General features: G+C 59.0%; 12 protein-coding genes. 4 read left to right on the top strand and 8 right to left on the bottom strand.

What is annotated here, in order from left to right:
- Nucleotides 1-52: 52 nt before the first annotated feature.
- Entirely contained in the window at nucleotides 53-1,159 is a 1,107-nt protein-coding gene (locus CTT34_RS07545) for a type 2 periplasmic-binding domain-containing protein (RefSeq protein WP_159341880.1), read from the bottom strand.
- Nucleotides 1,160-1,211: 52 nt separating this feature from the next.
- Nucleotides 1,212-2,336 (bottom strand): 4-oxalomesaconate tautomerase, encoded by a 1,125-nt coding sequence (locus tag CTT34_RS07540; protein WP_159341879.1) that lies wholly within the window; start codon nucleotides 2,334-2,336, stop codon nucleotides 1,212-1,214.
- 148 nt (nucleotides 2,337-2,484) lie between these two features.
- Between CTT34_RS07540 and CTT34_RS07535 the strand changes: the two genes are divergently transcribed.
- Entirely contained in the window at nucleotides 2,485-3,390 is a 906-nt protein-coding gene (locus CTT34_RS07535; RefSeq protein WP_174788517.1) for a LysR family transcriptional regulator, read from the top strand.
- Here the strand turns inward: CTT34_RS07535 and CTT34_RS07530 are convergent.
- From CTT34_RS07530 to CTT34_RS07515, 4 genes are all read right to left on the bottom strand, one after another.
- Nucleotides 3,347-4,846 carry a cobyric acid synthase gene (locus CTT34_RS07530; protein ID WP_159341878.1) on the bottom strand — a complete coding sequence of 500 codons (1,500 nt, stop codon included), beginning with the start codon at nucleotides 4,844-4,846 and terminating at the stop codon, nucleotides 3,347-3,349. The genes CTT34_RS07535 and CTT34_RS07530 overlap by 44 nt on opposite strands.
- Nucleotides 4,847-4,856: 10 nt before the next feature.
- Entirely contained in the window at nucleotides 4,857-7,049 is a 2,193-nt protein-coding gene (locus CTT34_RS07525; protein ID WP_159341877.1) for a S8 family serine peptidase, read from the bottom strand.
- Between the two features lie 168 nt (nucleotides 7,050-7,217).
- Nucleotides 7,218-8,147: an alpha/beta hydrolase gene (locus CTT34_RS07520; RefSeq protein ID WP_159341876.1), complete on the bottom strand. Its 930-nt coding sequence runs from the start codon at nucleotides 8,145-8,147 to the stop codon at nucleotides 7,218-7,220.
- A 15-nt stretch (nucleotides 8,148-8,162) separates the two neighbouring features.
- Entirely contained in the window at nucleotides 8,163-9,533 is a 1,371-nt protein-coding gene (locus CTT34_RS07515; protein ID WP_159341875.1) for a cytochrome P450, read from the bottom strand.
- 215 nt (nucleotides 9,534-9,748) lie between these two features.
- Here CTT34_RS07515 and CTT34_RS07510 point away from each other — a divergent pair, with 215 nt between their 5' ends.
- On the top strand, nucleotides 9,749-10,669 hold the full coding sequence (locus CTT34_RS07510) for a glutaminase (protein WP_062374613.1): 921 nt from the start codon (nucleotides 9,749-9,751) through the stop codon (nucleotides 10,667-10,669).
- A gap of 9 nt (nucleotides 10,670-10,678) precedes the next feature.
- Here CTT34_RS07510 and CTT34_RS07505 read toward each other — a convergent pair whose 3' ends face one another.
- Nucleotides 10,679-11,533 (bottom strand): bifunctional transcriptional activator/DNA repair enzyme AdaA, encoded by an 855-nt coding sequence (locus tag CTT34_RS07505; RefSeq protein WP_159341874.1) that lies wholly within the window; start codon nucleotides 11,531-11,533, stop codon nucleotides 10,679-10,681.
- A gap of 165 nt (nucleotides 11,534-11,698) precedes the next feature.
- Between CTT34_RS07505 and CTT34_RS07500 the strand changes: the two genes are divergently transcribed.
- Nucleotides 11,699-12,292 (top strand): LysE family translocator, encoded by a 594-nt coding sequence (locus CTT34_RS07500; RefSeq protein WP_159341873.1) that lies wholly within the window; start codon nucleotides 11,699-11,701, stop codon nucleotides 12,290-12,292.
- On the opposite strand, the gene CTT34_RS07495 is transcribed toward CTT34_RS07500, so the two are convergent.
- Nucleotides 12,278-13,108: an AraC family transcriptional regulator gene (locus CTT34_RS07495; protein WP_217352985.1), complete on the bottom strand. Its 831-nt coding sequence runs from the start codon at nucleotides 13,106-13,108 to the stop codon at nucleotides 12,278-12,280. The genes CTT34_RS07500 and CTT34_RS07495 overlap by 15 nt on opposite strands.
- Before the next feature lie 186 nt (nucleotides 13,109-13,294).
- Between CTT34_RS07495 and CTT34_RS07490 the strand changes: the two genes are divergently transcribed.
- Nucleotides 13,295-14,104, top strand: coding sequence for a DUF1206 domain-containing protein (locus CTT34_RS07490; RefSeq protein ID WP_159341872.1), 810 nt, complete (start codon nucleotides 13,295-13,297; stop codon nucleotides 14,102-14,104).
- The last annotated feature ends 3 nt before the right edge of the window (nucleotides 14,105-14,107 follow it).

Below are 14,107 nucleotides of genomic sequence, written 5' to 3'. Positions count from 1 at the left end.
GGGAGCCCAAAGGCACTGCCTCAGCCGTGCCTTTTTAGTGTTAACTGGCGTGTTAAATACGGGCGCCGTGCTGCTCTAGCAGCCACTCCACCAGCCACTGGCGTGTGGCATCATCCAGCGACATGGCATCCTGCAGATGTTGCTCGACGACCTCACCGACCACCGGCGTGTAGGGGCCAAGCTGGGCCATGGCGGCTTCTTTGAACGCTTCCGTATCCACAAAACGGCGCGCCGCGTCGCGATACTCCTGAATCAGCGCTTCTGGCGCATCGTTTGGCAGTAAAATCAATTTTTGCAGCGTAAACCCGGAAGCAAAAAACTTACGATACGCCTCGGCACCTGGGCCGCTGGGCGCTTCACCATGCAGGCTTTCATACACTTCGTTGAAGGTCGGCAAATCAGGGAAGGCAGGGTCACGCACGATCTCGCCGCTATCGTTCAGCACGCCTAGCGAAAACAGCGGCACCGCTCGTCCGCTCTCAACCAGTGGTTCTACGCTGCTGAAATAGGCAGAAGTGGTTTGGAAGTCGATATCAGCCTCGCCACGCTCAAAGGCTAACCGCCCTTCTCCACGGCTACGCATGCCCGACACGGCCTGCACATCGGCCCCCAGCAAATCAAGCGCAATCAGTACTGGTAGCTCTAGCCCGGTATGGCTCTGCACGGCAAACTTAACGCGCTGGTTAGTTACCGTGTTCAGCACCTCCTCTGCGCTATCGCCTAGGCCAGGCTGGGCATAAACCACGCCGCCGGTGGGCGTGGCTAGAATCGGCGTCCAATCATCGTAGCTATAACGAACCCGGCGGTCTTGCAGCATGGCAGGGTATTGAGTGGAGGCAGAGGTGCCGATCCACTGGCTGCCATCCGAGTCCGCTCGCATAGCAAACAAATTGCTGCCATTGATAGAGCCGCCGCCGGGCACGTTATCAATCACCAGCGTCGGGTTGCCTTGAATATTCTCGCTCATCCAGGTGGTGAAGAAGCGCGCCCATACGTCGGTTCCACCGCCCACACCAAAGGGAATGGTCCAGCGAATGGTGTCAGGCACGTTCACATCCTCAGCGTGAGCATTCACGCTGATAGCGCCTAGCGTGGAACAAGCAACGACCAGTAGCGCTTTCTTGAACGTTGTAAACGGAGTGTTCTTCAGGGTGGTCATGGCGATACTCCTGTTATTGATTATTGTCGGTTGGTTATTGTGGTAGCGTTATTTAATCAACGGTTTCGATGGCGTGATGCCCCACTTCCTTTGGCGGGGTCGCGTAAAAAATTTGCCCGCTCATAATTTTGCGGGCCGTTCGAATGAGCGACACGCGCGCTAGGTCAAAAGCATTCTGCTGGCGATATTCCGCCGTTAGCTCAATAGAACCAGAAGGATGCTCTAATGTAATCTGTGATAACAGTTGCCCGGCAGAAAGCTTCTGGGTGCTTACGGCCATGTGATTGGCCACCGAACCGGGCACGTTAATCGCTGCCGCCACAGCCATCGCCCCGGTGACGGCAATCGCTTTATGGCAGCGATGGGGCACAAAATAACGCACATTCAGCGTGTGAGATGCCGCTTCAGCCTCTGAAATCAGCACCACCTTGGGCAGCACGCTCTGGCTCACATCGCCCATTCCCATCCGTCGCCCTGCTTCACGGCGTAGGGTTTCTAAGCGGGTTAACAAGGCCGCGTTATTATCCAACTCCGCAGGTGACTCATCGCCAGTTAACCCCACCGACTCCGCGCGCAGCAGCATAATGGGGGTGGCGGCATCAATACAGCTCACTTCGACACCTTCGATCTCATCGCAGGCGTTTCCCGTGGGTAACAGCTGGCCCGTTTTACTGCCCATGATGTCTAAAAAGCTAAGCTGAATACCCGCCGCACTGCCAGGAACGCCGCTAATGGTGACGCTGCCTTCGTACTGCACCTGCTTACTCGGCGTGGGTACATGACACTCAATCAGCCGCTGGGTGTTCAGGTTATGCACCTTCACCACGGTCGTCCCGTCCTGCGGTTCCACCAACCCTGTTTCGATAGCGTAGGGCCCAACGGCAGAGAGCATGTTGCCGCAGTTCGGGTTAAAGTCGACGCGCTTGTTCACTACGTCCACCTGAGCAAACAGGTAGTCAACGTCGGCATCCGGGTGTGACGAGCGCTCCACAATGGCCACTTTGCTGGTGAGCGGGTCTCCGCCCCCAATACCATCGATCTGTAGCGCATGCCCGGAGCCCATCAGGCTAAGCAGAATATCAGCCTGCTGAGCCTGATTACTGGGCAGATCTTTCATGCGAATAAAGGGGCCTCGAGAGGTGCCGCCCCGCATAATGACACAAGGAATGCTGTTCATATCGCTCCGCCATAGTTCGCGATGACTGTATGAACGGAGAATGTCAGCCAATGTTTAATGTCTCAAATGCAAATATGGATTGCTATAAATCCGCTTTGTGCATTAATGTGTTTTGGTTATGAATCCAACTTTTTAGCGCAACAATCCTATGCTGCATAGACTCGAATTTCTTGACCTCCAGGCCTTCATTTTGGTCGCTGAATTGGGCACCTTTCATGAGGCGGCCCAACGCCTGCATTTGTCGCAGCCAGCGCTCACTCGGCGCATCCAAAAACTCGAAGAACTCCTTGAAGTTGAACTACTTGAGCGAACCACACGGCGTACTCGGCTAACGCCGGTTGGGGCCGATTTTCTGCCCCGCGCCAGGCGCATGCTAGAGGAGTACGAGTCCTCCATCTTAGGGATTCGGGAGCTCGTCACCCACCAAAAAGGCACGGTGACGATTGCCTGCCTGCCCACGGCGGCCTTCTACTTTTTGCCTAGTGTCATTCGCGTGTTTAGCGAGGCGTGGCCGGGCATCCGCATCAGAATTTTGGATGTCAGCGCTAACGAGGGGCTGGAAAAAGTCATTAATGGCGAGGCGGATTTCGGCATCAACATGATCAGCGCACAAAGCTCGGAGGTGCGCTTTACGCCGCTGCTGCGAGATCCGTTTGTACTGGCACTACGCTCGGACCACCCGCTGGCCAGCAAAAAGCAGATTGAGTGGAGCGATTTAGAGGATGTGCGGCTCATCACCGTGAGCCGCGATAGTGGCAACCGCACGCTACTGGATAACGCGCTTTCAGCAGAGGGCATCCACCTCAACAGCTTTTACGAGGTGCAGCACCTCTCTACTTCGTTGGGACTGGTGGAGTCGGGCCTTGGCGTGGCTATTTTGCCGCGCATGACCATGCCCGGCCCGGACCACGACACGCTCTGCTCTCGCGATTTACCCGAGCCACGCATTCAGCGCTCGATTGGCTTGGTACGCAGCAACTCGCATAGCTTATCCAGTACGGCGCAGCTGTTTATCGATCTTCTGTTAGAGCACTGGGGCAAAGAGGCTGTTTAGCAGCGCTTGAAGACGCAATGAGCGCCAGGATCGCGTCAATATCCAGATGTTCTTCGAGCGTATCGGCCAAGCGCTCCAAGGCTTGTTCGCGGTGGGCGTTGTAATCGACGCTGCCTGCCTTGGCTAGCCCAAGCTTGGTGAGTAACGCTTGGCAGGCTTCTGGGTGATCGAATAGGCCGTGTAGGTAAGTGCCCATCACTTGGCCGTCCTCGCTGATGGCCCCATCCAAGTGGGTGCCTACGTCGAAGAGTGGCCTTCTCAGGGCAGGGCCGTCGCTAACGCCGTTATGAATCTCGTACCCCTCTACCTTTGCTTCTTCCCCCATTAGCACGCCGCTCACGTTGCGAAGCTGCTTGCCGGGCACCATGCGCGTGGTCAGCGGTAACAGCCCCAATCCGGCGGTCTTTCCGGGCGCGCCCTCCAGCCCGTCCGGGTCATCCACCCACTCCCCCAGCATTTGAAAGCCGCCGCAAATGCCCAGCACTTTGCCGCCGTAGCGTAGGTGGCGAGTAATCGTCGCGTCCCAGCCCTGGCGCTTTAGCCAGTCCAAATCGCTCGCGGTGCTTTTACTGCCGGGAAGTACAATCACATCAGCAGGGGGAATGGGCTGGTCGGGGCCGATAAAGCTAAGCGATACCTGTGGATGCAGGCGCAGCGGGTCGAAATCGGTGTGGTTACTGATGCGCGGCAGTGCGGGCACGATGACCTTGAGCGTTTGGCTCGCTTTTTCAGCCTGCACGGTGCCGATGCTATCTTCGGCATCCAGCAGCAGACCTTGAAGATACGGCAGCGTGCCCAGCACCGGCTTTTGGGTGCGCGCTTCCAACCACTCAAGCCCTGGTTCCAACAGCGCAATATCGCCCCGAAAACGGTTGATGATAAAACCTTTGGTGCGAGCCTGTTCACTGTCACTCAGTAGCGCCAGCGTTCCGACCAGCTGAGCAAACACGCCACCGCGGTCAATATCGCCCACCAGCAGCACCGGGCAGTCCGCGGCTTCGGCAAACCCCATATTGGCAATATCGCCTTTGCGCAGGTTGATTTCCGCCGGGCTGCCTGCGCCTTCGGCAATAATCACATCGAACCGCTGCTCTAACGCTTGCCACGCTGCCATCACACTCTCTTGGGCGGTGCGTTTGAAGGCGTGGTAGTCCAGCGCGTCCATATGGCCATATACCTTGCCGCGCAGAATCACCTGGGCACCCCGGTCTGTTTCCGGCTTTAGAAGTACCGGGTTCATATCGCTATGGGGAGTAACGCCCGCCGCCTGGGCCTGTAGCGCGGTGGAGCGGCCAATCTCGCCGCCATCGCTGGTCACCGCACTGTTTAGCGCCATGTTTTGCGGCTTGAACGGGGCCACCGAGATACCCCGGCGCTTGAGAACGCGGCAAAGCCCCGCCACCACGGTGCTTTTGCCCGCATCCGAGGTGGTGCCTTGAATCATCAGTGTGGTCATCGCAAATCAATTACCAAGCGTAGGTGTAGTTCACCATGGCCGCTGAATCGCTCAGTGCGTCAGCATCGTGGCCCGGCTCTCGGGTATGCAGCAGGTTGAACTGCCACTGGCTGCGCTCACTGGCCGCGAACCCATAGCCCAATTCGATATCAAGCTGACGACCAGACGGCTCCAGAGACGCGCTTCGCGTTTCACGCACCACGCTGCCATCCAAGCGGCGCCCTGCGGGCACATCGAAGCTTGCCGTGGCGCTGTCTATGCGCAGCGGCTGGCGCAGGGTGAGCGCCCAGCGCTCGGCGCGCTCGCCTTCTCCTTGCCACTGCAACCCCAGGGCCATTTGCTGGGCGCGCATGCCGTTCACGCTGGTCAGCAGGCCGCTGCCCGACGCGCTGCCCTGCCCCTGCTCAAATTCAGCAAAACCGCGAAAGCCATCCATCTGTGCCTGCAAGCTAACGCCCGTAAAACGCATCTGGTTATCTTCGCCCAAACCTAGCGCGCCGTTGCCGTTAGCGCCCAATAGGCCCTGCTGCTCGGTAAGCTGGCCGACGTAGCTATCGATACTCAGCCCTGGGGCGATTTGCCATGCCAAACCTACGTCCGAGCGCTGCGCTTGATAGTCGCTGGCCGCATCGTCAGCCACATCACCAGCCCAATGGGAGGCCGTCATGCTGAGTCGTTCACCTAGCGCATAGCGGGTTTCTACGCCATCAACACGCTCGAAGGCATGGGTGAGCGCCGACCCTGTTTGAAACGAGATCATCGGCATCACGCCTAGCTCGGCGTAGCTACCCATGGGGCTGGGCTGGTCGCCCGAAAAACGAAAGGCGCTGAGCTGGGCGTTGCCAAAGGTGCCGTCAAAGCGGCTGGCCAGCAGCTCACCGTAGGCCGTGCTGCTGGTAGAGAAACGATAGTTGCCCTCGACAGCCGTCTGAGTAGTGGCGTGGGATGGGGAGGCGCTTGCCATCTGCTGCATCTGATCGCGAAGCTGCGTGGCCCGCGCGGTGCGGGGCTGCGTATTGCGCCCTAAATCAATGGCGTAATCTCGGCCCAGCGCGTCAAAGGCCACCACGCTCTCTAACACGCCAGACGCTGCGACCGCATCGCCATAGGCATCAGAAAGCTGCAGGTAAGAGACATCCGCCAGCGCGCCACCGTCGGCTACTCGCTGGCTTTGGCTAACGATCAGATCGCCTTCCGGGGCCAGGGCCGCGTCAATATCGGCAATGCCTTGGCCCAAGTAGAACGCGCCACAGTTCAACGTGCCGCTCGCGCCGCAGTTACTTTGCTGGAACAGAGCGCTCTCTTGGCTTGCTGTATCTAATAGCCGCTGGCTCGCCTGCTGTGCCGTGAGGTGCGGCCACTGCCCTACAATCCCCGCGGCATACTCTGAAATGCGTACGGCGGAAATCGACGTACCCTGCGCGCCCACGTCGCGGTTCGCGAAGTCAGTGCCAATCGAGCGCGCCTGCAGCTGCGCATCGTCACCGGGATAACTGCTCGATGGATGAATATCGCCATTGGTCGTCGTGCCAACGGCGATTAGCATCATTTCGTACAGCCCAGGCTGGCTGGCATAGATTGGCTTGCCTTGAGTATCGATAGCGCTGCCCGTATTGCCAGCACTTACTACGTAAATTGCACCCTTACCGCCGTTGGCATCCACCACGCGTTGATACGACGTCGCCGAAGTCTCCCCATTGAACGTGAGCCGAGGGTCGCTGGCTTCCAAACGGCGGGAAAAACTGGCGTTGATAACCCGTGCCCCGCGGTTAGCGGCTTCACCAATGGCGTAATCCAGAGCGTTATTTAACGTCGCCCCCTGGCTATCTTCTATTTTCAAGAGATCCAGGCGAGCATTGCCCAATGTGCCGCCCGTGATGGTAGAAGTGACGGCGTTGCCGTGCCACTCATCCACCCCACTAACGTCGGCGGAGCCGGTGTACACGTCCAAGCGGTCAATCACCCGCTCACTATTGGTGATAGTTGCGACATCGAACGCGCTATCCGCCACCGCCACTCTCACCAAACCCGGCTCAAGCGGTGTGGGGGTTTGGCTGGCCCCGACACCCCGGGGAGCGCCGCTAGGGGTATGCACGCCCTGGCTGCTATCACCCCCGCCGCCGCCACTGGAACCACATCCTGATATTGTCAGAGTGCCCAGCGCTATCCCTACCGCCAGGAAGAGAGGGCGCCGTTCAAACATGGCGGCAGCCCTGCGTATCGGTGTAGCGTTGCATAGAGTGACTCGCTTGCACTAACGGCGTTGGAAAACTGATGTAGAAATTCAGTTAGAAAGCTCAGTTAAAAACTAGGAAAGGCAACGGCATTAAATACTGAGGAAAGCCCCCTCGCAAGTCGTATAAAGCTCATGTCATAGGCCGTGGGTCTCTGCCCAGAGGGCGATACGCTGAGCAGCGGTAGTATTCACCACGATATCCAGATGCGACACGCCAGCGATGAATGCAAACTCTGACTGAGGCGCATGAGGGTGAATGGTAGGCTCGAACTGCTTGGCGTAAAACGCCTCGTCTCTATCCCCCACCAGCACCAGAATGGGCGCGCGGATATTGGCAAGGTCCGCTTTGTAGTCTGCCGTCCCAAAGCTCTCCATCATGCGGTAGGTGTAGCGCAGCGTTTCCGACCCGGTGCGGTAGGCTAGCGGCAGGTTGAACTGCAGCACCGGCCAGTGATTGAAGCGAGTAACGCGCAGCTGATTCAGCAGCGCCAGCGGTACGATGCGCCATAGGTTCGGCTTGGCCCAGCCCGCTTTTTTACGCACCGTGGCGGCGTTATAAGCTAAAAACGGCGCCAACAGCACCACACCCGCTAAGTTGCCCGCCTGCTTGCCCGCCGCAAAGCGCAGCGCCAACCCGCCGCCGGAAGAGTGCCCGCCAATCACCACACGTTCATGGGGCGCGTTTTCATGCTTCGCGTGCTCGATCAGATCGGCCAGGTCGTCCTCTAACTGGCCGATGTAATCTACGTCACCCCGCCGCATAGGATCGTGCCCGTGGCCGCGTAAATCGGGGGTAAGGACATCGAAGCCAGCCGATGTCGCTAGGTACTCTGCCATGGGAGCCAAATAGTGGCTGCTGGCCGAGGAGCCGTGCAGCAGCACCAACAATGAGGGCGGCGCAGCCTGCTCGTTGGCAGAGGCGCGGCGGGCGGAATAGTACCGATAGTTCAACGTACCGCCATCTCGTGCCGTATAGCATTGCAGTGGCGGAATATCGGCCTCCGCCGGCAGAATATTCACCAGCACATCGAAACGTAAACCGGTCGTAGGCTGAGCGTGTGGCATCGCGTGGTCTCCTTCTTACGCCGTGGCATCACTTTCAACGGAATGACGCTCCAGCCGAAAGCGCACATGGAACGGGCTAAGTAACCCCGGCATCGGCGCTTCGCCGGACAGCTTGTCGGGGGGATGCAGCGCCCAGCGCGCACGCCGAAGAAGCGCAGCGAGCAATCGGCTAGTGACGAGCAGCACGATGTGCCTGCCAGGGCACACCCCCGGCCCGGCGCTGAACGGCACCAAGGGCCAACGCCCTGCACCGTCCGGGCGCAACCACATCTCTGGCAGGAACCGATGGGCAGCGTGCAGGTAGCGCTCGTCGCGATGAAAATAGGGCGTGTGAATCAACAGCGACGTGTTGGCCGGCATTTCTCCCTGCTTCCACTGAGTCGCCTGGGTGGTCTGCCTTAAAATCAGTGGCGTGGTGGGCCATAACCGCAGCGCCTCTAGCACGCTCGCCTTGAGCCGATCCATGGAAGGCGGCGAAGCATCATTTACCTCGTCGAGCGCGCTGGCCGCATACTCAGGATGCGCGCACAAGAGCGCCAGCGCTCGAAACGTCGCCATACCGGCGGGATCAAACGCAAACAGCCACTGCGACACTTGCTGCAGCGGCGCCGGGGCGCTATCCGCCTCTTGGTTCGTATGATGAGCGAGCATTGCCATCAGACTATGTGGCTCGGCCTGCTGGTAGTAAAACGCCAAGTGTTGCTCGAACCGCTGCTGCAAGCGCTTGCGCTTAGGGCGCATAAAGCCCCAGTTGGCGGCCTTGCGCAGCCGTGCTAATTCGCGGGTGACCGTCTGGTCATCCCGTGCGCTATCGCCCAGCACCACACGCCGCACGATACGCTCCCAAGCGTGTTGAAAGGTCGGCCAATCCAGCTCATCGAACCGTGTTTGAGTGCGAGCCACGAGCGCCTCGGCTTCTTCTTCGACCACCTGGGCGAACGCATCGGCAAACAGGTGATGCGGGCAGTCGCTCTGCAACACTCGCTCGTTTAAGTGGCGACGCGTTTGGCGTGCTTCACCGTGGGACACAAGCGACATCTTGGGCTCGAAATGACCGAGCGCGCTGCGCTTAAGCGCTTCATCCGTCGCGAACGGTTCCGGCGTGTGCGCCAACACATGGTTGGCATCGGCGGGGTCGAGGATCACCGCCATCCTCTTTGTAGGCACGTTCAGCATGAGCGGGCCACGGCCATACTTTTTACTGAGCGCTTGAAGCTGCCGAATGCCTTTGGCATCCAGCCCGAAGCGCTCCACCACCCCGACGACGTTCGGTCGGCGGCGAATGACCCCTTTTGCCACGTTGGGGGCCATGACTTGGCTGATAATGGCAATGGTCTCCCTGAGCGTTGCGGTCGGCAACGCCTCAGGGGTGGATGTCCTATCCATTCCTGCTCCTTGAATGATACGGCTATCGTGACAGTCTAGAGCCCACCCCAGCAGACGCAAGGAAATCACCGAGACCTTTTGCAACAAACACTTAAATCAAGCTAGGCGTTAACTTAGTTAGCGTTATGGGCCATGCCATCAAGGCAATGCCAGCAGACAGCTTGGGTATTTTCCGCTAGGGTAGCGGCTCCCGCCACCAACCGATTACGCCCGATATGCAAGAGATACTGAACGAGATAGTCGCCGAGCTTGCGCAAGAGACCGAGCGCGGCAACGTGGCCGACTACATTCCGCAGCTAGCCCACGTAGACCCCAGCCAGTTCGCCATTAGCTTGGCCACGGTCGAGGGCGAGCGCTTTTCAGCGGGCTGCGCGACCACGCCCTTCTCGATTCAGAGTATTTCCAAGGTATTTACTTTGACCATTGCGCTAGGCAAATGGGGCGATGGGCTGTGGTCGAAAGTAGGTCGCGAGCCTTCCGGCGACCCGTTCAACTCCATCGTTCAGCTAGAGCATGAGGGCGGCAAACCGCGTAACCCGTTCATCAATGCCGGGGCCATTGCGGTGGTGGATGCCATCATGATGGGCCACGAACCCAAAGAGACCCTGGCGGAAATTTTGAGCTTTGTGCGCTACATCGCTGACGACAACAGCATCTGCTTTGATCATCAGGTCGCCGCCTCGGAAATGGAGCACAAACACCGCAATGCATCGCTGGCCCACTTCATGAAAGCTTTCGGGCGGCTGCGCCACGATGTCGATAAAGTGCTCGGCACCTACTTTCACCAGTGTGCCATCGCCATGAGCAGCGACCAGCTCGCCCACGCGGGGCTGTTTCTGGCTTCCGATGGTGTCAACCGTCCTAGCAACCTACGGGTGGTATCACCCCAGCGGGCACGGCGGATCAACTCGCTGATGATGATGTGCGGCCACTACGATGCCTCGGGGGAGTTCGCCTTTCGCGTGGGCTTGCCAGGTAAAAGCGGCGTGGGTGGTGGTATTTTAGCCATCGCGCCGGGGCGCGGCTCGCTGGCGGTGTGGTCGCCAGGGCTGGACCGTTATGGCAACAGCTTGCTCGGTGCGCGGGCGCTGGAGATGTTCGTGCAACGCACCGGCTGGTCTGTGTTTGGTCACTAGGCTTGGGCACTAGCTCCGAGCGCTCTCTTGTGATTCAAGGTGCTGGGCGGCTTCCCAGGCCTGCACTTGGCGTTTCACCTCTAGCCCCCAGCGGTAGCCGCCTAGCGCGCCGCTTTGCTGAATCACCCGGTGGCAAGGAATCCACAGCGCCACCGGGTTCGCACCTACCGCGTTCCCCACCGCCCGCGACGATTTCGGTGCCCCCAGTAGCTGGGCAATATGCGAGTAGCTAGCTAGCTGGCCATCAGGAATCATCAGCAGCGCGCGCCACACGTTCAGTTGAAAATTAGTGCCACGCACATGCAGCGACAGCGCCCCAGGTGAAGCGTTGTTCTTTGGCTCGAACAGTGCCTCCACCGCATAACGAGTGGCCTCTGGCTGGTGGTGCAACGTGCTGCGCGGCCACTCGGCGGCCAGCAGGGCGAGAATATCCGCCTCAGGTGTAGCGGCAAGAAAGCCCATCCGGCAAATACCCCTGTGAGTGGTGGCGACCAGCACCTCGCCAAACGGCGTGGGGTGAATGCCGTAAGCAATCTCCACGCCCTCCCCTTGGCGCTTGAACTCCCCAGGGGTCACCGCTTCCAGCGTGACAAAATGATCGTAAAGCCGCGAGCCGCCGCTCAACCCCAGCGCATGAGCGGTATCGGTAAGGCTCTGGGCAGAGGCGATCAGCTGCTTCCCTCGCGCCAGAGTCAGTGCCTGCAAAAAGCGCTTGGGGCTGACGCCCGCATAACGGCAAAACAGCCGCTGAAAATGGAACGCGCTCAAATGCACCTGCGCCGCGATCGTGTCCAAACTGGGCTGCTGGGCTGCATTCGCCACCATAAAGGCCATGGCTTTTTCGATGCGGGCGTAGTCGTTCATTGCTTCCATCTCACGGGCAGTGTTGCGGAATACTCATCGTTAACAAGCTTAACCAGCTAACCCGCCAAACCCCACCCGAATCTTGCGCACGTCACACATCAATTTTGTGCAATACGCCGAGGGTGTCCTGCTCCCACACTGCCACCTCCCTTCAGGAGGATCATCATGAGCACATCGTTACTGTTACCTATGTCTGCCTTTGCCGTTGCTGCGTCTATTTCACCTGGGCCGGTGAATATCGTTTGTCTGAGCAGCGGCACCCACTATCCCGTGCACAAAGGGCTCACGTTTGTTACAGGGGCAACCTTAGGCTTTATCGTACTGTTTCTCGGCATTGGCGCGGGCCTCTACTCGCTGCTCCATGTGATGCCATGGCTAGAAGAGGCGCTACGATGGGTCGGAATCGTGTTCTTACTCTATCTCAGCGTTCGCCTGATACAACACGATGGCCGCCTGGGGGAATACAACCCACATAAAGCCCCTGGCTTTTTCACAGGGGCTGCGATGCAGTGGCTAAACCCAAAAGCGTGGCTGGCCTCGGCGGCGGGCATTGGCGCGTACACCAACGGCAACGATCCTTATCTCATCGGTCTGTTTGCGGCTCTCTATCTGCCTATTTGCTGGCTCTCGCTAGCAAGCTGGGTCTACGCAGGAGCGTTCCTCAAGCGCTACATGCAACGCCCCATTGTGCTACTGACGATCAACCGCTGTTTGGCAATAGGCTTGGCAGGCAGTGCGATATATCTACTTTTTGAATAACGGTGTGCGATATTGATTCGGCGTGGCCGCGACCAGCCGTTTGAAGGTCCGCTGAAAATGAGGCTGATCGTTAAACCCCGCCGTTAGCGCCGCCTCGACAATCGGCTGGCCCTGCCTTAACGCCGCCTGCCCTAATTGAATACGCTGATTAATCAAATAGGCATGGGGCGTTAAGCCGTAATGCTGCTTGAACGCTCGAATCAAGTGCCCTGCGCTGTACCCCGTTTGCTGGGATAACGCCTCCAGCGAAATAGCGTGGGCACAATGCGTGCGCAAATACTCGGCCACTCGGGCCAGCAGCTCAGGCGTCGGCGATGGTGCCAGGGGTGGCTCCTTCGCCAGCTCGGTCATCAGCGTGGTCAGATACGCGGTGAGCACCTGCCGCTTCTGATCGATCGGGACGCGTTCATCCAACAAACAGTCGGCCATTTCACAAAACGGGTGGTAGAGACTCGGCTGGCGGATGACCGCCGTCGCGATGTCTTGCCAGTGTGGGGAGGGCAACAAGCCAAGCCGATAACGCAGCGCGCTCATCCAGCGGGTATCCACGTAGAGCATTCGATACGCCCAAGGTTGGTTGGCCACGGGATTACAAGCATGCACCCAGTGTGGGTTCATTATGACCACGTCACCGGCGCTGATCGGATGCGATGCATCGCGATACATAAAGGTACTGACACCGGCGGTCACCGCCCCCACCGACCAGTGCGCATGACTGTGCGGGGCGTAGCACACCTGTCGCGCATCCTTTATTTCGCGCAGCTCGACATGGGGCATACGCGCATCGCGCCAGAAAATAGGCCGTGCATCCTTCATCGAATTATCGAGTTCCCTAGTAGGCTCAAGATAGTAGGCGCAAGACAAGCGCCATCGCCTTTGGCGCTGGTGGGAGTAAACATACCCTGCGAGCGGCCGCATAGTCTACGCTGGACAATACCCCGTCACACGCACAGTATGGGCCGCCGGAAGGATCGACAGCGCCATTCACGTCAGGAGGACACCATGGCCAATCATACCCCGACACATCGGGACGCGGTGAAACTGTTCGCCCGCATGGGCTACGCTTCGCGGGGCGTGGTTTATTTACTGGTGGGCGGGCTGGCCGCGCTGGCCGCGCTAGGCCAAGGCGGCCAAACCGAAGGCAGTCGCGGCGCCCTTGAAAGCGTATTGACCGCCCCCTTCGGCAAAATAATGCTCGGCATCATTGCCCTTGGATTAATCGGCTATGCCGTGTGGCGCACCTTACAAGCTCTTCAAGACACCGACCACCATGGCAATGGCCCCAAAGGCCTCGCGATTCGCGGCGGGTTGCTGGTCAGTGCCGTCACTCACACGCTCCTGGCATATTTTGCGGCCAAGTTGATCGTTCGTTTAGGCGCGTCCGGTGGCTCTGGCAGCGGCTCTCAGGATGCCGTTAGCTGGCTGATGCAGCAGCCGCTGGGGCGCTGGTTGGTCGCGGCCGTGGGGGCTGCTCTGATTGGGGCGGGGGTTGCCCACGCCATCAAAGGTTGGAAGGCCAAATTCGATCGCCACTTCTCCATGCCCGTCCATGTACAGCGCTGGGCTTACCCCGTCTGTCGTTTTGGATTGGCGGTGCGTGGCTTGGTCTTTGCGATCGTGGGCAGCCTGTTTATCATAGCGGCTTATCAGTTCAACCCTAGCCAAGCAGGCGGCACGGCGGAAGCATTGAGCACGCTGAGACACCAAGCCTTCGGCCAGTGGCTGCTTGCGTTCGTCGCCATTGGATTATTCGCATTTGGTGTGTACAGCCTACTCACCGCCTTCTACCGCCGCATCAACCCTTCCCTATAGCGA

This window comes from Halomonas meridiana (genome assembly GCF_009846525.1).
In the GTDB taxonomy this organism is placed as follows: Bacteria; Pseudomonadota; Gammaproteobacteria; order Pseudomonadales; family Halomonadaceae; genus Vreelandella.
Note: the sequence above shows the minus strand (reverse complement) of the source record. Positions and strands in the feature narration are given on the sequence as shown.